This is a genomic window from Pseudomonas sp. B6002 (assembly GCF_013385985.1).
In the GTDB taxonomy this organism is placed as follows: domain Bacteria; phylum Pseudomonadota; class Gammaproteobacteria; order Pseudomonadales; family Pseudomonadaceae; genus Aquipseudomonas.
The window spans coordinates 617,125-637,094 of the sequence record NZ_JACAOY010000006.1 but is presented as its reverse complement, the minus strand read 5'-3'; the positions used below and the strand labels follow the sequence as shown (position 1 = coordinate 637,094).

The following is a 19,970-nucleotide window of genomic DNA, read 5'->3' as shown; positions in this document are numbered from 1 at the left end:
CGCATTTTCTTGCACGATCGTACCTAAAGCTCCGTCCTGCCAAGCCGATAGCCCTACGAAGCTCTAACAAAGCCAAGTCGGTCATAAACGCTTCGTAAGGACGACCCCATGCCCCCACTGCGCTCCATCCAAGCCCGCTATACCCTGTTTCTGGTGCTGTTCGTCCTGGTGTTATTCGTGTTGACCGTAGTGGGTATCGGCCAGTTGGTCGCGCCCACGCTGCGCCACACCGAAGAACAGGTGGTGCTCAACCGCATCGCCGAGGTGGCCGAACAGATCAAGGGCGAATTGAACAAGGTTCAAGCCCAGCAACGCAGCATCACCCAGACCATTCCCCTGCTCGACAGCGATGCCATCGACAAGGTCCTGCCGGGCCTGGTGGACCAGTATGGCGAGCTGAAAGTCTTCGGTGGCGGGATCTGGCCGTTGCCGAACCAGCGCACCCCGGGGCGCAACAAGCACAGCACGTTCTGGCACCGCGATGCCTCGGGCAAGCTGACGGTGAACACCTTCTGGAACAGCGACGCCGCCCCCAACTACTACGACCAGAGCTGGTACAAAGGCGGCCTCGCCTCGCCACGCGGCCAGTGTGCCTGGGCTGCGGCCTACAAGGATGACGCCAGCCAGGAGCCGCGCACCAACTGCGCCATGGCGATCCAGCGCGACGGTGCGGCCTACGGTGTGGCCACCATCGACGTGACCCTGGGTTTCTTCAATGAACTGGTGGCCAGCAAGGAAAAAGACATCGGCGGCCAGATGCTCATCGTCGAAGGCGACGGCAAGATCATCAGCAACAGCTCGCGCATCAATGGCCCGGTGGTGTTGAAAAACATCAGCGAACTGGCCGGCAGTTCGGCGTTTGCCGCGCAGGTCAGCAAAGCCCTGGCCCACCGTGACCAGGGGCTGCAACGCAGTGAGTTCGACAACGGCGGCGTGGCCAGCACCTTCTACCTGCGCCCGATCGAAGGCACCCCGTGGTTCCTTGCCACTGCCCTGCCCACCTCGTTGATCACCGCCCAGCGCGACGATGTCCTCGGCACCCTAGCCCTGCTGCAAATTCCGATGGTGTTGCTGCTGGTGCTCCTCGCGGTGTACGCGATTCGTCAACTGGTGCAGCGCATGAAGTCGCTGAAGACCAACATTGACGCGCTGTCGGCCGGTGATGCGGACCTGACACGGCGTATCACCATCCGTGCGGAAGACGAGTTGGGCGCCATCGGCCATTCAGTCAACCGCTTTATCGTCTACCTGCAAAACATGATCGGCGAAGTGACCCAGGCCACTGGCGCCATGTCGTCGGGCCTCGAGCAGCTGCAACAGGTCTCGGCGCAGACCAACCGGATCCTGGTGCGCCACGCCTCGGAAACCGACCAGACCGTCACCGCCATCACCGAAATGAGCTCCACCGCCGAGACCGTGGCGCAAAATGCCGCCGAAACCGCCGCCTTCACCCAGCGCGCCAACGAGCACGCCGACCGCTCCCGCGTGGTGGTGGGTGAAGCCTCCACCAGCGTCAGCGCGTTGATCGGCGAAGTCTCCAGCGCCACCCACACCGTGGAAAACATGCGCCAGGACGCTGCACGTATCACCGAAACCCTCGGCGTGATCGGCGCGATTGCCGGCCAGACCAACCTGTTGGCGCTCAACGCCGCCATCGAGGCAGCACGCGCCGGCGAACAAGGCCGTGGGTTTGCGGTGGTGGCCGACGAAGTACGCGCCCTGGCGGCACGCACCCAGGCCAGCACGTCGCAGATCAACGAAATGCTGGCGCGCTTGACCACCGGCGTAAGTTCGTCGGTGGCCGCCATGGAAAACACCCAGGCCAGTTGCCAGTCGGCGGCGGATGCGACGGCGCGGGTGAACACCGGCCTGGATGAGATGGCCGGCTCGGTCAGCCACATCAACAACCTCAGCACCCAGATCGCCACGGCCGCCGAGCAACAGAGCGCGGTGACCGAGGAGATCAACCGCAGCATGGTGCAGATCCGACAAATGGTCGAAGAGCTGGTGCACAGCGGCCATGCCACCGAAACCAACACCCAGAGCCTGCTGGACGCCAATGGCCGGGTGATTGCCCTGATGAGCCGCTTCAAAGTCCGTTGATCAATTGCCTGGAGGCTCCCGTGCAAAGCGCGGGAGTAGGACTATTCTGACATTTCCTAGTCGTCACACAGGAGGTGTGCCATGCGCGCTGCCGAGCAATCGGTCCGCTTGGAGCGGATCAGTCAGGAACGCTTTATCCAGGCCCCCATCGATGCCGTTTATGACTACGTGACCCAGCCCGACCGCTGGCACGAGTGGCACCCCACGTCCCTGAGTGCCGACACCGGCACCACCGGCTCGCTCCCTGCGGGCGCGCGGTTTACCGAAATCATCGACCTGCTGGGCGTACGCGTCCCCATGAGCTACCGCGTGCAGATCGCTCGGCGCCCCGGCGAGTTCAAGACCGTGTTCACCTCCCTGGCCGTGGACGGTTCCATCCATTATTTCCTGCAGCCCCATCGCGGTGGCACCCTGTTCAAGCGTGTGCTGACCTACGAGACCGAGCTGCAACTGGCCACCCTGCATGAGCGCATGATCGAGTTGTCGGGCATTGCCCTCGACCAGCTCAAGCACCGCCTGGAAAACGGCGCCTTCGTATAATTTAGAAACATTACTCCGCCTCCCGCTGACCTGTGGGAGCTGGCTTGCCTGCGATGACGTCGTCATGATCCCCGCCATCCCAACGGCCACCTCCTGCACGCGAGATCCTATGAAAACCCCATTGCGCCTGGTTCTGCTCTCAGCCCTGTTCACCACCACCCTGGCCCAAGCCGCCGACCTCATTCCCATCGACGTCCACCGCGACGCCAACTGCGGCTGCTGCAAAAAATGGATCAGCCACCTGGAAAGCAACGGCTTCAAGGTCAATGACCATGTCGAAGCCGACATGAGCGCCGTCAAACAACGCCTGGGCGTGGCCCCGCGCCTGGGCTCGTGCCATACCGCCGTGATCGACGGCAAGTTCGTCGAAGGCCACGTGCCTGCCGAACAGGTCCTGGCCCTGCGCACACGCAATGACCTGCTGGGCATCGCCGCCCCAGGCATGCCCATGGGTTCGCCCGGCATGGAAGTCCCAGGCCGCAGCGAGGCCTTCCAAGTCATCGGCCTGACCCGTGAAGGCAACGACGTGGTGGTGGCTGACTACCCGGCGCAATGATCGCGGGTTACCTGGGGTTGTTTTTCGCGGCGTTTGGCGCCGCGACATTATTGCCCCTGCAATCGGAAGCCGTGCTCGTGGGCCTGCTGCTCAGCGGCCATTACAGCCTGTGGCTATTGCTGGGGGTTGCGACCCTGGGCAACGTGCTGGGCTCGCTGGTGAACTGGTGGCTCGGGCGTTGGGTGGAGCACTTCAAGGGCCGACGCTGGTTTCCGGTGAGCGACAAGCAATTGGGCAAGGCCCGCCACCATTACGAGCGCTGGGGGCATTGGACCTTGCTGCTCAGCTGGGTACCGATCATCGGGGACCCACTGACCCTGGTGGCCGGGGTAATGCGTGAGCCACTGTGGCGTTTCTTGCTGCTGGTTACCCTCGCCAAAGGCGTACGTTACGGCGTGCTCGCTGCCTTGACCCTGCAGTGGGTGTTAATCCCCACTTAATCGCCTCCCAACAGCATCCGAGCACCTTCTCTAGGAGCCCAGCCGATGCCTCTGATCCGCGCTTTCTGCATTGCCGGCCTGCTGACCGCCAGTGCCGCCCCCGCCTTCGCCGCCACCTACGGCCCCGAGCTGCAAGGCTTCCAATACCCGTATCCGGTTGAGCACTTCCAGTTCCAATCCCAGGGCAAATCCCTGCAGATGGGGTATATGGACGTCCCCGCCAAGGGCAAAGCCAACGGCCGCAGTGTGGTGCTGATGCACGGCAAGAACTTCTGCGGCGCCACCTGGCAAGACTCAATCAAAGCCTTGAGCGATGCCGGTTACCGCGTGATCGCGCCGGACCAGATCGGCTTCTGCACCTCCAGCAAGCCCGAGCACTATCAATACAGCTTCCAGCAACTGGCCACCAACACCCACCAACTGCTGGAAAAACTCGGCATTCACAAAGCCACCCTTGTCGGCCACTCCACCGGCGGCATGCTCGCCACCCGCTACGCCCTGCTCTACCCGGCGCAGACCGAACAATTGGCGCTGGTCAACCCCATCGGCCTGGAAGACTGGAAGGCTCTCGGCGTGCCCTATCGCAGCGTCGACCAGTGGTACGAGCGCGAGCTCAAGTTAAGCGCCGAGGGCATCCGCCAATACGAACTCAACACCTACTACGTGGGCCGCTGGAAGCCCGAGTACGACCGCTGGGTCGACATGCTCGCCGGCCTGAATAAAGGCCCGGGGCATACGCTGGTCGCATGGAACTCGGCCTTGATTTACGACATGATCTTCACCCAGCCGGTGTACTACGAGTTCAAGGACTTGCAGATGCCCACCCTGCTGCTGATCGGCACGTCCGACACCACCGCCATCGGCAGTGATATCGCACCGCCAGCGGTCAAGGCCAAGCTCGGTCACTACGACGTGCTGGGCAAGCAGGCTGCACAGCTGATCCCCCACGCTACCCTGGTGGAGTTCCCGGGCCTGGGGCATGCGCCGCAGATGGAGGAACCGGCCCAGTTTCATAAAGCGCTGTTGCAGGGTTTGAACGCCCTTTAATCCAACCTTTTTCGAGGCACTCGTGAATGTCGGTACAGATCGCAGTCATTGATGATTGGCAGAATGTGGCCAGTGGCGTGGTGGATTGGTCGGTGCTTGATACCGTCGGCCAGGTGCATTTCCTGCACGACTACCCCGCCGATACCGCCACGATGATCGACCGTTTGCAGGGGTTCGAGGTGATTTGCGTGATGCGCGAGCGCTCCACCTTCGACAAGGCGCTGTTGCAGGGCCTGCCGAAGTTGAAGCTGCTGGTGACCGGTGGCATGCGCAACGCGGCCATCGACATCGCCGCCGCCAAGGCCCTGGGGATCCAGGTGTGTGGCACCGACAGCTATAAACAGGCCGCACCAGAATTGACCTGGGCACTGATCATGGCGTCCACCCGCAACCTGCTGGCCGAAGCCAACTCCCTGCGTGCCGGCCACTGGCAGGTTGGCCTGGGCGGCGACCTGTATGGCAAGACCCTGGGCATCCTGGGGTTGGGCAGCATCGGCCAGAAAGTCGCGCAGTTTGCCCAGGTGTTCGGCATGCGCGTGATTGCCTGGAGCGAAAACCTCACGCCCGAGCGCGCCGCCGAATCGGGCGTGACCTGGGTCAGCAAGAGAGAACTGTTCGAACAGGCCGACATCCTCACCGTGCACCTGGTGCTCAGCGAGCGCAGCCGCGGGCTGGTAGATGCCCAAGCGTTGAGCTGGATGAAACCCACCGCGCGCCTGGTGAACACCGCTCGCGGCCCCATTGTGGATGAGCAGGCGCTGGTGCAGGCACTGGAAAGTGGCGGGCTCGCCGGCGCTGCACTGGATGTGTACGCCGAGGAGCCACTGCCGGTGGATCACCCGTTCCGCCGCCTGCCGAACGTGCTGGCCACTCCCCACGTCGGCTACGTAAGCGAGCAAAACTACCGCCAGTTCTACCAACAGATGATCGAAGACATCCAGGCCTGGGCCAACGGCGCGCCCATCCGCCCCCTCGGCTGAAAAAGTACCTGTAGTGAGCGGGCTTGCCCCGCGCGGCGGCATACCAGCCACCTCAAGCTTGGTTGACACACCGCCGCGCGGGGCAAGCCCGCTCACTACAAGGATCATGTTTCAAAAGCTGCATATGGTTACAAGTTTTTTGTCCTACAAAATCTTCTCACAAACCCTACACGCTCTAGGATCTGTCCTAGACTGATGACCGATGGGTCCGTTCGAAAACAAAAACCCCGCAAAAAATCGAAACTTTCCAAACCTGCCGTAGGTCCAGTTTTAAGGTAAGGCGAGCACACGCGCTCTGTCGCAAATGCCCGTCCATCCAATCTTTTTCAGCTGAGTGTGCAACTGGCATACGCCTTGCCAGTTTGTACAGTGCTTGTGCGCCTGACCGCAGGATGCGGTCATCGGAGCTAATGGCAGCGGGCCATTAGCCGACAGACATGTAGGAGAGAACTATGATCAGTGCCGCTGTAGATATTCAGGGAGAGCGTGTCAGTCAGCCGGTAGGGGGGCCTTCGCTGGCCGACCTGCCCACCACTGTGCGGCCGATCGTGAGTCAGAACCCTAATCGCAAGAAAGTCCTGTTTGTAACCTCCGAGTTTGCCGACCTGGTGAAGACCGGTGGCCTGGGTGACGTGTCCGCCGCCCTGCCCCGCGCCATGGCCCACCTGCACGATGTGCGGGTGCTGATCCCGGGTTACCCGCAGGTGATGGAAAGCGACAACCCGATCCACATCGTCGGCGAACTGGGCGGCCATGCCGCGCTGCCGCCGTGCAAGATCGGGCGCATGGACCTCAAGGACGGCCTGGTCATCTACGTGCTGATCTGCCCCGAACTCTATGAGCGCGAAGGCACCCCCTACGGCGCCAACAACGGCCGCGACTGGCCGGACAACCACATCCGCTTCGCCCGCCTGGGCCTGGCCGCCGCTGACATGGCCGCCAACCTGGCACAGATTCATTGGTGCCCCGACCTGGTGCACGCCCATGACTGGCCAGCGGGCCTCGCCCCGGCCTACATGCACTGGCGTGGGTCACGCACCCCGACCTTGTTCACCATTCATAACCTGGCCTACCAAGGCGTGGTCAGCCTGGCCTCGACGCCGGAGCTGGGCATTCCACCCCATGCCCTGCAACAAGAAGGCATGGAGTTCTACGGCAAGATGTCGTTCCTCAAGGCCGGCATGGCGTACTCCAGCCACATCACCACGGTGAGCGCCACCTACGCCCAGGAAATCACCACCCCGGAATTCGGTTGCGGCCTCGATGGTTTCCTCGCCAGCAAGACTCAACAAGGTTTGCTCAGTGGTATCCCCAACGGCATCGATGAAAGCTGGGAAACCTCGACCGACACGCACCTGACCCACAACTTCAATATCGGTGATTGGGAAGGCAAGGCCGTCAACGCCGCCCACGTGCGCGAGTTGTTCGAGCTGGACGACTCCACCGGCCCACTGTTCGCCGTGGTCTCGCGCCTGGTGTACCAGAAAGGCCTGGACCTCACCGAAGCCGTTGCCAGCTTTATCGTCGAACATGGCGGCCAGATCGCGATTATCGGCCGTGGCGAACCGGAAGAAGAACAAGCCATGCGTGAACTGGCCCTGCGTTTTCCTGGCCAGGTGGGCGTGCGCATCGGCTTCAACGAAACCGACGCCCGCCGCATGTTCGCCGGCAGCGACTTCCTGCTGATGCCTTCGCGCTATGAGCCCTGCGGCCTGAGCCAGATGTATGCACAGCGCTTCGGCTCACTGCCGGTAGCCCGCAATACCGGGGGGCTGGCCGACACCATCGAGAATGGCGTCACCGGGTTCCTGTTCAATGAATCCACGGTAGAGAGCTACGAAGAAGCGCTGAGCCGTGCCTTCAATGTATTTGCCAATACCGGGCTGCTCAACGCCATGCGTTGCCGCGCCATGACCCAACCCTTCAACTGGTGCCAGGCGGTCGAACCCTACGCCGAACTGTACGAACAACTGGTGGCCAAGGCCTTGGGGAAATCGGCTAAATAATCAAGGGAGGGCTTCATAGATGCCGTCACGGACTCTGGAAACCTGGCCCCACGGCGCAATCATGCTGGACGCGCAACACACGCGTTTTGCCTTGTGGGCGCCAGACGCATTTTACGTCAGCGTTGAATTGGAAGACGGCAAGTCCGTCGCCATGCTGCCCCAGGCAGAGGGCTGGTTCGAAACGGAAATACGTTGCGCGGCGGGCACGCGCTACCGCTACAACATCGACGGCGAAACCGATGTACCCGATCCGGCGTCCAGGGCCCAGGCCACGGACGTCCATGGTTGGAGCCAAGTCGTCGACCCGCTCGCCTATCCATGGCGACATAGCCAATGGCAAGGCCGCCCGTGGCACGAGGCGGTCATTTACGAACTACACGTTGGCGCGCTGGGCGGCTATGCCGGCGTGGAAAAACACCTGCCGCGCCTGGCCGAGCTGGGCGTCACCGCCATCGAGTTGATGCCGCTGGCGCAGTTTCCCGGCGAACGCAACTGGGGCTACGACGGGGTACTGCCCTACGCGCCCCACGCCGCCTACGGCACCCCCGAACAACTCAAGCACCTGATCGACAGCGCCCACGAACACGGCCTGGCGGTGATCCTCGACGTGGTCTACAACCACTTCGGCCCGGACGGCAATTACCTCGGCCAGTACGCCAAGGGTTTCTTCCAGGAAGACGTGCACACCCCCTGGGGCGCGGGCATTGATTTTGACCGCCGCGAAGTGCGCGACTTCTTCCTCGATAACGCGTTGATGTGGCTGCTCGAGTACCGCTTCGACGGCCTGCGCCTGGATGCGGTGCATGCCATCGACAACCCGGGGTTTCTCAAGGAGCTGGCGCAACGGGTGCGCCAGCAAGCCGATATCGGCCGCCATGTGTGGCTGGTGCTGGAAAACGAATTCAACCAAGCGAGCCTGCTGGAACACGAGTTCGATGCCCAGTGGAATGACGACGGCCACAATGCCTTGCACGTGCTGCTGACCGGCGAAACCGACGCCTATTACAGCGACTTTGCCGCGGACACCACCGCCAAGCTCGCACGCTGCCTGGGCGAAGGTTTTATCTACCAGGGTCAAGCGACCCGCCACGGCCATCCACGTGGCGAACCCAGCGGGCACCTGCCGCCCAGCGCCTTCGTGCTGTTTTTGCAGAACCATGACCAGATCGGCAATCGCGCCCTCGGCGAACGGCTGCACCAACTCTGTTCGCCCGAGGCACTGAAGGCCGCCACTGCGTTACTGCTGCTGTCGCCGATGATCCCGATGATGTTCATGGGCGATGAAACCAACGCCACCGAGCCGTTCCTGTTTTTCACCGATCACCATGGCGAACTGGCCGAGGCCGTGCGCGAAGGCCGGCGTAATGAATTCGCCGACTTCGCCGCCTTCCACGACCCCGAACGGCGCGAACGCATTCCCGATCCAAACGCCGCGTCGACCTTTGAGCACTCCGCCCCCAGCTTCACCGACAACGACCACACGGCGCTCTATCGCCACCTGCTGCACCTGCGCCACCAGCACCTCGTGCCGCATTTGCCCGGCAGCGTTGCATTGGGCGCACAGGTGCTGGCCGATGGCGCCGTCACTGCGCGCTGGCGCCTGGGCAACGGCAGCCTGTTGCAGATCGACCTCAATCTGAGCGCAGCGCCCGTGACTCACCCTGCGCCGTCCCACCTGCTATTCGAAACGCGCCCCCATGACCCGGCCCTGCTGGCGCCGTTCAGTGCGCGCGTAGCCCTATTCCCTGTTGGAGAGCACCCTTGAGCGAAGCGAACCTGGAAATTCTCGCCAGCCGCGCGGGCCTGGCCGTCGATTGGATCGACGCAAACGGCCGCCCGCAACACGTGAAGCCCGACGCCCTGCGTGCGGTCCTCAAAGGCCTCGGCCACCCGGCCGATACCGATGCCGAGATCGACGCCAGCCTGCTCGAACTGGAACAGGTGCAACAGAACAAACACCTGCCGCCCTTGATGACCATCGACAGTGGCGAAGGGCTGGACCTGGCGCGCTACTTCGAACCCGACACCCTGTGCCGGGTCAATCTCGAAGATGGCGAAACCCTTGAACTGCGCCTGGATGGCAACGCCGTTCTACCAGGCGTCATTGCGCTCGGGTACCACCAAGTGCACATCAGCGATCAGGTCTTCACCCTGGCCGTGGCCCCCGTCCATTGCTACAGCGTGGCCGAAGCGGTAGACAGCCGCCCCGCCCGGGCCTGGGGCCTGAGCGCCCAATTGTATGCATTGCGCCGCCTCGGCGATGGCGGCTTCGGCGATACCCTGGCCCTGGAGCACCTGGCGCGCTCGGCCGCCGAGCGCGGTGCCGATGCGCTGGCGATCAGCCCGATGCACGCGATGTTCAGCGCCGACCCGAACCGCTACAGCCCGTACTCACCGTCCAGCCGCCTGTTTCTCAACAGTCTTTACGCGTCACCGGGCTGCATCCTGGGCGAGCGCGAGGTGCGCAACGCCATCGAGGCCGCCGGCCTCGCCGATGAGCTGCACACCCTGGAACAGCACACCCTGATCGACTGGCCTGCCGCCGCGAAGGCCAAGCAACGCTTGCTGCGCACGTTGTATGAAGACTTCCGCCACGGCGAGCATCCGCAGCATGCCGACTTCCTGAGCTTTCGCCAAGCCGGTGGCGAGGCCCTGGAAAATCACTGCCGCTTCGAAGCTGTGCAAGCCCAGCGTGCGGCCGCCGGTGAAGACCTGGACTGGCGCCACTGGCCAGACGCTTGGCGTAACCCGCAGAGCGCGGCGCTGGCTCAATTCGCCGAAGACCACCATGATGAAATCGGCTATTTCGCCTTCAGCCAATGGTTGATCGCCCGCAGCCTGGAACGTGCGCAACAAGCCGCCCGCGGCAGCGGCATGGGCGTGGGCCTGATCGCCGACCTGGCCGTGGGCGCCGACGGCGGTGGCAGCCAAGCCTGGAGCCGCCAGGATGAGCTGCTGGCCGACCTGACCGTCGGCGCGCCGCCGGACATTCTCAACCGATCCGGCCAAGGCTGGGGCATCTCCGCGTTTTCCCCGGAGGGCCTCAAACGCAACGGTTTCCGTGCCTTTATCGAAATGCTGCGGGCCAACTTCGCCCACGCGGGCGGCCTGCGCATCGACCATGTGATGGGCCTGCAACGCCTCTGGGTGATTCCCATGGGCGCCTCGCCCCGGGAAGGCGCGTACCTGTATTACCCGGTGGATGACCTGCTGCGCCTGCTGGCCCTGGAGTCCCACCGCCACCAGGCCATCGTCCTCGGCGAAGACCTGGGCACCGTGCCCGATGGCCTGCGCGAAAAACTCAGCGGCCGCTCGATTCTCGGCATGCGCGTGCTGCTGTTCGAACAGAACCATGACGGCCAGTTCAAGCCGATCCTCGACTGGCCGGACGACGCTCTGGCCACCACCAGCACCCACGACTTGCCCACCCTCAATGGTTGGTGGCACAGCCGCGACATCGAATGGAACATCCAGCTCGGTTTGATCGACGCGCCCACGGTGGAGCAATGGAGCGAACACCGCCTGCGCGAACGCCAGGCGCTGCGCCAGGCCTTGAGCCAGGACCCGCAGAACTTCGTCGATGAAATCCGCAATGACACCGACCACATGATCGATGCCAGCGTGCGCTACCTGGGCCACACCCGTGCGCCGTTGGTATTGCTGCCGTTGGAAGACGCGCTCGGCATCGAGGAGCAGGCCAACCTGCCCGGCACCCTCGACACCCACCCCAACTGGCGCCGCCGCCTGCCGGGTGAAGCCGCCAGCTTGCTCGACAATGACAGCGCCGCCCGCCGCCTGGAACTGCTGGCGGTGGCGCGTAACCAGGCCCACGAGCGTGACCGATGAAGGCCCTGCCGCTGCGCGCCACCCAACGCCTGCAATTTCATAAAGGCTTTACCCTGGACGACGCGGTGCCGCTGGTGCCGTACTTCGCCAGACTCGGCATCAGCCACCTGTACGCCTCGCCGTTGCTCAGTGCCCGTGCCGGCTCCATGCACGGCTACGACGTGGTCGACCCCACCACCGTCAACCCGGAGCTGGGCGGCGAACCGGCCTTGCGCCGCCTGGTCGCGGCGCTGCGTGAGCACGAGATGGGGTTGATCCTCGACATCGTGTCCAACCACATGGCCGTGGGCGGCGCCGACAACCCGTGGTGGCTCGACCTGCTGGAATGGGGGCGCCTGAGCCCCTATTGCGAGTTCTTCGATATCCAGTGGCACTCGCCCGACCCGCTGCTCAAGGGTCAGCTACTGATGCCGTTTCTGGGCAGCGACTACGGCGAAGCCCTGCAAACCGGCACCTTGACCCTGGCGTTCGACGCCGCCCACGGCAGTTTCTACGCAGCACACTACGAACATCGCTTTCCCATCTGCCCTCGGGATTACGCGATGATTCTGGGCAGCGACCCGTTGCTCAACCCCCTGGCCGAACGCTTCGCCGCCCTCGCCTATCAGGACGATGCCTACCACGAGGCGGCGTGGCTCAAGCAGGCACTGGCCGAGCGCGCGACTGAGGACGACGTGCTGCACGCCATCGAGCAGCAACTGGGCACCTTCGACTTCGACCGCCTGCACGCCTTGCTCGAACAACAGACCTATCGCCTCGCCAGCTGGCGCACCGCCGCGGACGACATCAACTGGCGGCGCTTCTTCGACGTCAATGAGCTGGGCGGCCTGCGGGTCGAGCGCAGCGCGGTGTTCGAAGCCACCCACGGCAAGATCTTCGAACTGATCAGCGAAGGCCTGGTGGACGGCCTGCGCATCGACCATATCGACGGCCTCGCCGACCCACGGGGTTACTGCCGCAAATTGCGCCGTCGCGTCGACACGCTTTCACCCGAACGGCACCTGCCGATCTTCGTGGAAAAAATCCTCGGTGAAGGCGAAACCCTGCGCACCGATTGGCAGGTGGACGGCACCACCGGCTACGAATTCATGAACCAGCTGTCATTGCTGCAACACGACCCGCAAGGCTTTGAGCCGCTGGCCGAGTTATGGACACGCCACAGCGAACGCCCCTCGGCCTTTATCGAAGAAGCGCGGTTGGCCCGTCAGCAAATCCTCAACGGCTCCCTCGGCGGCGACTTTGAAAGCGTGGCCCAGGCCCTGCTGCAAGTGGCCCGTGACGATGTCATGACGCGCGACCTGACCCTGGGCGCGATCCGCCGTGCGTTGCAGGAGCTGATCGTGCACTTCCCCGTCTACCGCACGTACATCAGTGCCCGGGGGCGCAGCGCCGATGACGACAAGGTATTCCAGCACGCCCTGGAAGGCGCGCGCAGCACGCTGAGCGAAGGCGACTGGCCGGTGCTTGACCACCTGGAGCAATCGCTCGGCGGCCAGCCCTGGCGCAACCGTCCGGTAGGCCGTGAACGCAAGATCCTCAAACACGCCTGCGTGCGCTTCCAGCAACTGACCTCGCCCGCTGCCGCCAAGGCGGTGGAAGACACCGCGTTCTATCGCTCAGCCGTACTGCTGTCGCGCAATGACGTAGGCTTCAGCACCGAACAGTTCAGCGCACCGCTGGCCGACTTCCACGCCGTTAACGCACAACGCCTGCAGACCTTTCCCGACAACCTGCTGGCCACTGCCACCCATGACCACAAACGGGGCGAAGACAGCCGAGCGCGCCTGGCCGTGATCAGCGAATGCGCGCCGTGGTACGTCAAGCAGGTGGAACAGTGGCGCACCCTGGCAGCGCCGTTGCGCGAATCTGCCGACAGCCCTTCGGCGGGTGACGAGCTGATCCTCTATCAAGTGCTGCTGGGCAGTTGGCCTCTGGCATCGAACCCAGACCTCAAGGCTTACCATCAGCGCCTGTGGCAGTGGCAACAGAAAGCCCTGCGCGAAGCCAAGTTGCAGAGCAGTTGGAGCGCCCCCAACGAGGCCTACGAAAGAGGCGTCGAGACGTTTCTGTCGCGCCTGCTGCTGGATGACGAAGGCCAGGCCCTGCGCGCCGCCATCGCCGCTGCTGCCCACGCCATCGCCCCGGCCGGTGCGCTCAACGGGCTGGCGCAAACCTTGCTTCGTCTCACGGTGCCAGGGGTGCCGGACCTGTACCAGGGCGCCGAGTTCTGGGACTTCAGCCTGGTCGACCCCGACAACCGTCGCCCGGTGGATTTCGACGCACGGCAACGTGCGCTGGACAGCCCACCGGACATCGGCGAACAGTTGTCGAACTGGCAGGACGGGCGTATCAAACAGGCGTTGATCGCCGGGGGACTGGCCGTGCGCAAGGCCCACCCTGAACTGTTTCGCAGCGGGCGTTATTTGCCACTGGAGGTGGTGGGCAAACACGCCGATCACGTCGTCGCGTTTTGCCGTGAGCATCAAGGCAAACACCTGTTGGTGGTGGTGCCGCGCTGGCCCCATCGCTTGCTTGAAAACGGTGTGCGGCCCCACATCAATGCGCAGGTTTGGGGCGATACACGGGTGAAATTACCGTTCGCCACTGCCACACAAAACTGGAAGGGACTTTTTCATACTGGCGCAGTCACACCAGACAAGGAGCTGCTGATCAGCACTGCCCTGGGGGATTTCCCGGTCAATGTCTTTATCAATCCTGATGATCAAGAAAGCTGAACATTTTCTGTGAGGAGCATTGTGATGAGTACTGAAGACAAACGCATACGCGAGTTGGCGCATCAGATCTGGGAGTCCGAGGGCAAACCTCATGGGGAGGACGCACGTCACTGGGAGATGGCGCGCAAACTGGCAGAAGCCGAAGCGCTGACGCCGAGCAAACCCAAACCTGCGGCTAAACCCAAGACAGCCCCCAAGCCGCCGCCTAAAGCCAAGCCTGCGGCTGCCAAACCGGCCGCGCCGAAAAAGCCCAAGGCGCCGCCAAAGCCCGCTGGCTAATCACGCCCCCTTGTAGGAGCCGGCTTGCCGGCGATGGCGATCTCCGAAACGCCATCGCCGGCAAGCCGGCTCCTACAGGACCTCATCGTATTGAACAGGGTTGTCTGGCGCACGGTCGTCACGGCAGCGTTCGGCCTGAAAAAACACACCTTGCAGGAGCAATTCAACCATGAGCAAACCCGATAACAGCCAACCGACGCCTGACCACGAGCCGTCGCGGATTCGTGAAGGTTTGCCCTTCCCCCTCGGCGCCACCTGGGACGGCCTGGGCGTCAACTTCGCCCTGTTCTCGGCCAACGCCACCAAGGTCGAGCTGTGCCTGTTCGATGATTCCGGCGAAGTTGAACTGGAGCGCATCGAACTGCCCGAATACACCGACGAGACCTTCCACGGCTACCTGCCCGACGCCCACCCCGGGCTGATTTACGGCTACCGCGTGTACGGCCCCTATGACCCGGCCAACGGTCATCGTTTCAACCACCATAAATTGCTGATCGACCCCTATGCCAAGCAATTGGTGGGCGCGCTCAAGTGGTCCGAAACCCTGTTTGGCTACACCATCGGCCATCCGGACGACGACCTGAGTTTTGACGAACGCGACAGCGCGCCCTTCGTGCCCAAGTGCAAGGTCATCGACCCGGCGCACACCTGGGGCAACGACCAGCCGGTGCGCGTGCCATGGGACCGCACGATCATCTACGAAACCCATTTGCGCGGCATCAGCATGCGCCACCCTTCGGTGGGCGAATCGGTGCGGGGCACTTGCGCCGGCTTGATGGAAGACGACGTGCTCAAGCACATCCGCCAGTTGGGCGTGTCGTCCGTTGAATTGCTGCCGGTGCATGCGTTCGTCAACGACCAGCATCTGCTGCAAAAAGGCATGACCAACTACTGGGGTTACAACAGCATCGCGTTCTTCGCCCCCGACCCGCGCTACCTGGCCAGTGGCAAAATCGCCGAGTTCAAGGAGATGGTCGCGCACCTGCATGAGCAGAAGCTGGAGGTGATTCTCGACGTGGTCTACAACCACACCGCCGAGGGCAACGAGCGCGGCCCTACCCTGTCCATGCGCGGTATCGACAACGCCTCGTACTACCGGCTGATGCCTGACGACAAGCGCTTCTATATCAACGATTCCGGCACCGGCAACACCCTGGACCTGAGCCACCCGTGTGTGCTGCAGATGGTCACCGACTCGCTGCGCTATTGGGCCAACGAGATGCACGTCGACGGCTTCCGCTTCGACCTGGCGACCATCCTTGGACGCTACCGCGAGGGTTTCGATGAGCGCCACAGCTTCCTGGTCGCCTGCCGTCAGGACCCAGTGTTGCGCCAGCTCAAGCTCATTGCCGAACCCTGGGACTGCGGCCCCGGTGGCTACCAGGTGGGCAACTTTCCGCCGGGCTGGGTGGAATGGAACGACCGCTTCCGCGACACCGTGCGCGCCTTCTGGAAGGGCGACGACGGCCAGCTGGCTGATTTTGCCGGGCGTATGACCGCCTCCGGCGAGATGTTCAACCACCGGGGGCGCAGGCCTTACAGTTCGGTGAACTTCATCACGGCCCACGACGGTTTCACTTTACACGACCTGGTGTCGTACAACGACAAGCACAACGAAGCCAACGACGAGAACAACCAGGACGGCAGCAATAACAACCTGTCCTGGAACCACGGCGTCGAAGGCCCGACCGACGACCCCGAGATCAACGCGCTGCGCCTGCGCCAGATGCGCAACTTCTTCGCCACGTTGCTGCTGGCCCAGGGCACGCCGATGATTGTGGCCGGGGATGAGTTCGCGCGCACTCAGCACGGCAACAACAACGCCTATTGCCAGGACAGCGAAATCGGTTGGGTCAACTGGGACCTGGATGACGACGGCAAGGCGCTGCTCAAGTTCGTCAAGCGCCTGATCAAGTTGCGCCTGGCCTACCCGATCCTGCGCCGCGGCCGCTTCCTGGTCGGCGACTACAACGAAGACATCGGCGTCAAGGACGTAACCTGGCTGGCGCCCAGCGGCGATGAAATGACCACTGAGCAATGGCAGGACAGCCACGGCCGCTGCCTGGGCATGTTGATGGATGGCCGCGCCCAGGAAACCGGGATCCGCCGTCCGGGCGCCGATGCCACGTTACTGCTGGTGGTGAACGCACACCACGACATGGTCAATTTCCGCCTGCCACCGGTGCCCGAAGGTGGGTTCTGGACGTGCATGGTCGATACCAACCAGACGTCGGTGCGTGGCCAGGAACGTTTCGAGTTTGACCACGAGTACGCCGTCACCGGCCGTTCATTGCTACTGTTTGAGCTGCAATACGAGGATGAGGTGTGACATGGCATTGCATGGATTCCTTCAGGGCTACCGGGGCTATGCGGACACGCAAGCCTTGGGCAACACCCTGAGGGCGCTTCAGGAAGAAGGCCTGGACCAACTGCCGCTACCCGGCAGTGGCCAGACATTGGAACGGTTCAGCCGCCTGGCCCAGGTGGCCGGGCACGACCTGCGTCTGTGCAAGTTGTTCGAAGGGCACACCGACGCCTTGGCGATCATTGCCGAACTACATGGCTCGCTGCCCCCCGAAGGCAGCCTCTGGGGCATGTGGGCCGCCGAGCCACCGACGGCCAAGGTGCGCGTGCGGCAGGACGGGCATCGTTTGATCGTCGACGGACGTAAGGCTTGGTGTTCCGGCGCGGCGGTGGTCAGCCATGGGCTGTTGACCGCCTGGGACGACGAGGACCGCCAGCAGTTGGTCGCGGTGGAAATGCGCCAGCCCGGCATTACCGTTACCGACGAGGGCTGGGACGCCGTGGGCATGGCAGCCACCGGCAGTGTCGAAATCCTCTTTGCTGGCGCCCGAGGCATTGCCATCGGCGGCCCGGGCGATTACCTGGCACGTCCGGGGTTCTGGCAGGGTGGCATCGGTATCGCCGCGTGCTGGTACGGCGCGGCCCAACGCCTGGGCGAAGCCTTGCGCATGCAGTGCAGCAAACGTCCCGAACCCCACGCCCTCGCCCACCTGGGCGCCGTCGACAGCGCGTTGAACGGTGCTGCGTGTGTGCTGCGTGCCAGCGCCGAACAGGTTGACCGCGAGCCCAAGGCCGACGCGCGGCAACTGGCGCAACAAACCCGTGCGTGCATCGAGGACACGGTGGAACAAGTGATACACCACGTCGGGCGTGCGGTGGGTGCTGGCCCTTATTGCAAGGACCCGCACTTCGCCCAGTTGATGGCGGACCTGCCGGTGTATGTACGCCAAAGTCATGCCGAACGCGACCTCGCCGCCCTCGGCGAACTGGTCGCCGGTGATTCCACAGGGAGGTGGCAACTGTGAAACCCAATCCGATCGTGGGGCAAGGCACGCCGTTGCATCACTGGCAGGCCTCGACCCAGTTGGCCGAACTGCCGCTGGTCAGCGTCGCGCAGTTGGTGCCCGAGGGCCGACGCGCGGTGATCATCGCCCCGCACCCGGACGATGAAGTGCTCGGCTGCGGTGGATTGTTACAGGGGCTGGCCGCACTGGGTCGGCCCATCCAACTGATTTCCGTGACGGATGGCAGCGCCAGCCACCCCGGCTCCACACGGTGGCCGGTGGAGCGGTTGAGCGTGGTGCGCCCGCAGGAGTCCGCTCAGGCCCTGCACCGCCTGGGCTTGCCGCTGCACAGCTTGAAATGGCTGCGTGCGGGCTTTACCGACAGCAAGGTCGCCGTGCGCGAGGAAGAGCTGGCCGCGTTTATCCAGCGCTACCTCAAGCCCGGCGACGTGGTGTTCAGCACTTGGCGCGAGGACGGACACAGCGACCATGAAGCGGTCGGCCGGGCCAGTGCCAAAGCCACGTCGGCGGTCGGTGCGACCTTGTACGAGTTGCCCGTCTGGACCTGGCATTGGGCTACCCCTGAAGACAGCCAAGTGCCCTGGCACCGTGCGCGCAAAATCCCGCTGACCTGCGAAGCCGTTGCACGCAAGCGCCATGCGATTCACGCGTTCGCCAGCCAACTGGAAGGCGACCCGCAGATCGGCCTGGCACCGGTACTCGCGCCCTATGTGGTGGAGCGCTTGTTGCAACCTTTTGAAGTGGTGTTTGTATGAGTGTGGCAACGCCCTATTTCGATCAACTGTTCGCCGGCAACGATGATCCCTGGGCATTTCGCCAGCGTTGGTACGAACGACGCAAGCGCGCCCTGACCCTGGCGGTGCTGACACGCCCGCGTTACGCCTCGGTGTTCGAGCCCGGCTGCGCCAACGGCGAGTTGAGCGCTGAGTTGGCCGCGCGTTGCGATCGTCTGTTGTGCTGCGATACCGCCAGCGCCGCCGTCGCCCTGGCCAAGACCCGTTTGCTGGGCTTTCCCCACGCCCATGTACAGCAAAGCCGGCTACCCGAACAATGGCCGGCTGGCCCGTTCGACCTGATCGTGTTGAGCGAGCTGGGTTATTACTTGGACGTCGAAGACTTGAATCGCCTGATCGACCAGGCTCTTGCCTCCTTGACCGACGATGGACAACTGCTCGCCTGTCATTGGCGCCCGGTGATCGAGGGCTGCCCACAAACCGCCGAACAGGTGCATGCCCTGCTCCAGCAACGACTCGGCATGCACCGTGTCGTACAGCATCACGAAAGTGACTTCTTGCTTGACCTGTGGAGCCGTGACGGCACCTCGGTAGCGCGCCATGAGGGCCTGCGATGATCGGCATTCTGATTCCCGTGCATAACGAAGAGGCGCTGTTGGCCGAATGCTTGAAGGCTGCACGGGTTGCCGCGAGCCATCCCGGATTGTTGGGTGAACCCGTGGAGATTTTGGTGGTGCTCGACAGTTGCAGCGATGCCAGCGCGGCCATTGCCCTGGACTTCCAGGTGCGTCGCCTCGAAGTGCAGGCGCGCAACGTGGGACATGTACGCGGTGTGGGTGCGCGGCATTTGTTGAACCTGGGCGCACGCTGGATCTCCTGCACGGATGCCGACAGTCGCGTGGCCCCCGATTGGCTGGTGGCGCAGCTGGCGCTCGGTACCGACGCAGTGTGCGGGACCGTGACCGTGGATGCGTGGAGCGAAGGGTTCGACGAGGCCGCGCAGATCCGTTATCAGCAGGCCTACACCGCGAGTGACGGTCACCGGCATATTCACGGCGCCAACCTGGGTGTGAGCGCCGGCGCCTATGTACAAGCGGGAGGGTTCGAACCCTTGGCGTGTCATGAGGATGTGCAACTGGTGCGCGACCTGGAACGCAGCGGTGCATCAATCGCCTGGAGCCACACGCCGCAGGTGATCACCAGTGCGCGCCTGGATTGCCGAGCCAGGGGCGGGTTTGGCGACTACTTGGTCAGCCTGATGCAGGCTACGTAAAAAATCCAAGTTTCCAGATGTAAAAGCGCCCGATCCTTGTCTATGCTCAAACCGCCTTGCTGGCACTCCAGGGTTGGAATGCCAAGCGATCATTGCAGCGGA

16 protein-coding genes are annotated in these 19,970 nt (G+C 63.4%); all 16 read left to right on the top strand.

Annotation, left to right across the window (positions count from 1 at the left end; all coding sequences use genetic code 11):
* Window positions 1-108 precede the first annotated feature (108 nt).
* The 16 genes from HX792_RS10135 to HX792_RS10060 all read left to right on the top strand — a co-directional run bounded on the left by HX792_RS10135 (window position 109) and on the right by HX792_RS10060 (window position 19,868).
* Window positions 109-2,103, top strand: coding sequence for a methyl-accepting chemotaxis protein (locus tag HX792_RS10135; protein WP_176995948.1), 1,995 nt, complete (start codon window positions 109-111; stop codon window positions 2,101-2,103).
* Between the two features lie 81 nt (window positions 2,104-2,184).
* Window positions 2,185-2,643, top strand: coding sequence for an SRPBCC family protein (locus HX792_RS10130; protein WP_176995947.1), 459 nt, complete (start codon window positions 2,185-2,187; stop codon window positions 2,641-2,643).
* A gap of 109 nt (window positions 2,644-2,752) precedes the next feature.
* Window positions 2,753-3,199 carry a DUF411 domain-containing protein gene (locus HX792_RS10125; RefSeq protein WP_176995946.1) on the top strand — a complete coding sequence of 149 codons (447 nt, stop codon included), beginning with the start codon at window positions 2,753-2,755 and terminating at the stop codon, window positions 3,197-3,199.
* Window positions 3,196-3,639, top strand: a complete 444-nt coding sequence (locus HX792_RS10120; protein ID WP_176995945.1) for a YqaA family protein — start codon at window positions 3,196-3,198, stop codon at window positions 3,637-3,639. The genes HX792_RS10125 and HX792_RS10120 overlap by 4 nt, the downstream gene beginning before the upstream one ends.
* Before the next feature lie 45 nt (window positions 3,640-3,684).
* The gene (locus HX792_RS10115; RefSeq protein ID WP_176995944.1) at window positions 3,685-4,686 is read left to right on the top strand and encodes an alpha/beta fold hydrolase; all 1,002 of its coding nucleotides are present in this window, start codon (window positions 3,685-3,687) and stop codon (window positions 4,684-4,686) included.
* A gap of 26 nt (window positions 4,687-4,712) precedes the next feature.
* The gene (locus tag HX792_RS10110; RefSeq protein WP_176995943.1) at window positions 4,713-5,666 is read left to right on the top strand and encodes a D-2-hydroxyacid dehydrogenase family protein; all 954 of its coding nucleotides are present in this window, start codon (window positions 4,713-4,715) and stop codon (window positions 5,664-5,666) included.
* A 452-nt stretch (window positions 5,667-6,118) separates the two neighbouring features.
* Window positions 6,119-7,672: a glycogen synthase GlgA gene (gene glgA, locus HX792_RS10105; RefSeq protein WP_176995942.1), complete on the top strand. Its 1,554-nt coding sequence runs from the start codon at window positions 6,119-6,121 to the stop codon at window positions 7,670-7,672.
* A gap of 19 nt (window positions 7,673-7,691) precedes the next feature.
* A complete protein-coding gene (gene treZ / locus HX792_RS10100; RefSeq protein WP_176995941.1) occupies window positions 7,692-9,437 on the top strand; it encodes a malto-oligosyltrehalose trehalohydrolase in 1,746 nt (581 codons plus the stop codon).
* Window positions 9,434-11,518: a 4-alpha-glucanotransferase gene (malQ, locus tag HX792_RS10095; protein ID WP_176995940.1), complete on the top strand. Its 2,085-nt coding sequence runs from the start codon at window positions 9,434-9,436 to the stop codon at window positions 11,516-11,518. The genes treZ and malQ overlap by 4 nt, the downstream gene beginning before the upstream one ends.
* Window positions 11,515-14,253, top strand: coding sequence for a malto-oligosyltrehalose synthase (locus tag HX792_RS10090; RefSeq protein ID WP_176995939.1), 2,739 nt, complete (start codon window positions 11,515-11,517; stop codon window positions 14,251-14,253). The genes malQ and HX792_RS10090 overlap by 4 nt, the downstream gene beginning before the upstream one ends.
* 24 nt (window positions 14,254-14,277) lie before the next feature.
* Window positions 14,278-14,532 (top strand): DUF2934 domain-containing protein, encoded by a 255-nt coding sequence (locus tag HX792_RS10085; RefSeq protein ID WP_176995938.1) that lies wholly within the window; start codon window positions 14,278-14,280, stop codon window positions 14,530-14,532.
* 169 nt (window positions 14,533-14,701) lie between these two features.
* Window positions 14,702-16,861, top strand: coding sequence for a glycogen debranching protein GlgX (gene glgX, locus HX792_RS10080; protein ID WP_176995937.1), 2,160 nt, complete (start codon window positions 14,702-14,704; stop codon window positions 16,859-16,861).
* A gap of 1 nt (window position 16,862) precedes the next feature.
* Window positions 16,863-17,861: an acyl-CoA dehydrogenase family protein gene (locus HX792_RS10075; RefSeq protein ID WP_176995936.1), complete on the top strand. Its 999-nt coding sequence runs from the start codon at window positions 16,863-16,865 to the stop codon at window positions 17,859-17,861.
* The gene (locus HX792_RS10070) at window positions 17,858-18,616 is read left to right on the top strand and encodes a PIG-L family deacetylase (protein ID WP_176995935.1); all 759 of its coding nucleotides are present in this window, start codon (window positions 17,858-17,860) and stop codon (window positions 18,614-18,616) included. Before HX792_RS10075 ends, HX792_RS10070 begins: the two co-directional genes overlap by 4 nt.
* A complete protein-coding gene (locus HX792_RS10065; protein WP_176995934.1) occupies window positions 18,613-19,212 on the top strand; it encodes an SAM-dependent methyltransferase in 600 nt (199 codons plus the stop codon). The genes HX792_RS10070 and HX792_RS10065 overlap by 4 nt, the downstream gene beginning before the upstream one ends.
* Window positions 19,209-19,868 (top strand): glycosyltransferase family 2 protein, encoded by a 660-nt coding sequence (locus HX792_RS10060; protein WP_176995933.1) that lies wholly within the window; start codon window positions 19,209-19,211, stop codon window positions 19,866-19,868. Before HX792_RS10065 ends, HX792_RS10060 begins: the two co-directional genes overlap by 4 nt.
* The last annotated feature ends 102 nt before the right edge of the window (window positions 19,869-19,970 follow it).

What these genes read in the sequence shown, in the direction of transcription:
- HX792_RS10135 (WP_176995948.1), top strand. Translation starts at nt 109, where the DNA reads ATGCCCCCACTGCGCTCCATCCAAGCCCGCTATACCCTGTTTCTGGTG.
- HX792_RS10130 (WP_176995947.1), top strand. Translation starts at nt 2,185, where the DNA reads ATGCGCGCTGCCGAGCAATCGGTCCGCTTGGAGCGGATCAGTCAGGAA.
- HX792_RS10125 (WP_176995946.1), top strand. Translation starts at nt 2,753, where the DNA reads ATGAAAACCCCATTGCGCCTGGTTCTGCTCTCAGCCCTGTTCACCACC.
- HX792_RS10120 (WP_176995945.1), top strand. Translation starts at nt 3,196, where the DNA reads ATGATCGCGGGTTACCTGGGGTTGTTTTTCGCGGCGTTTGGCGCCGCG.
- HX792_RS10115 (WP_176995944.1), top strand. Translation starts at nt 3,685, where the DNA reads ATGCCTCTGATCCGCGCTTTCTGCATTGCCGGCCTGCTGACCGCCAGT.
- HX792_RS10110 (WP_176995943.1), top strand. Translation starts at nt 4,713, where the DNA reads ATGTCGGTACAGATCGCAGTCATTGATGATTGGCAGAATGTGGCCAGT.
- glgA (WP_176995942.1), top strand. Translation starts at nt 6,119, where the DNA reads ATGATCAGTGCCGCTGTAGATATTCAGGGAGAGCGTGTCAGTCAGCCG.
- treZ (WP_176995941.1), top strand. Translation starts at nt 7,692, where the DNA reads ATGCCGTCACGGACTCTGGAAACCTGGCCCCACGGCGCAATCATGCTG.
- HX792_RS10090 (WP_176995939.1), top strand. Translation starts at nt 11,515, where the DNA reads ATGAAGGCCCTGCCGCTGCGCGCCACCCAACGCCTGCAATTTCATAAA.
- HX792_RS10085 (WP_176995938.1), top strand. Translation starts at nt 14,278, where the DNA reads ATGAGTACTGAAGACAAACGCATACGCGAGTTGGCGCATCAGATCTGG.
- glgX (WP_176995937.1), top strand. Translation starts at nt 14,702, where the DNA reads ATGAGCAAACCCGATAACAGCCAACCGACGCCTGACCACGAGCCGTCG.
- HX792_RS10075 (WP_176995936.1), top strand. Translation starts at nt 16,863, where the DNA reads ATGGCATTGCATGGATTCCTTCAGGGCTACCGGGGCTATGCGGACACG.
- HX792_RS10065 (WP_176995934.1), top strand. Translation starts at nt 18,613, where the DNA reads ATGAGTGTGGCAACGCCCTATTTCGATCAACTGTTCGCCGGCAACGAT.
- HX792_RS10060 (WP_176995933.1), top strand. Translation starts at nt 19,209, where the DNA reads ATGATCGGCATTCTGATTCCCGTGCATAACGAAGAGGCGCTGTTGGCC.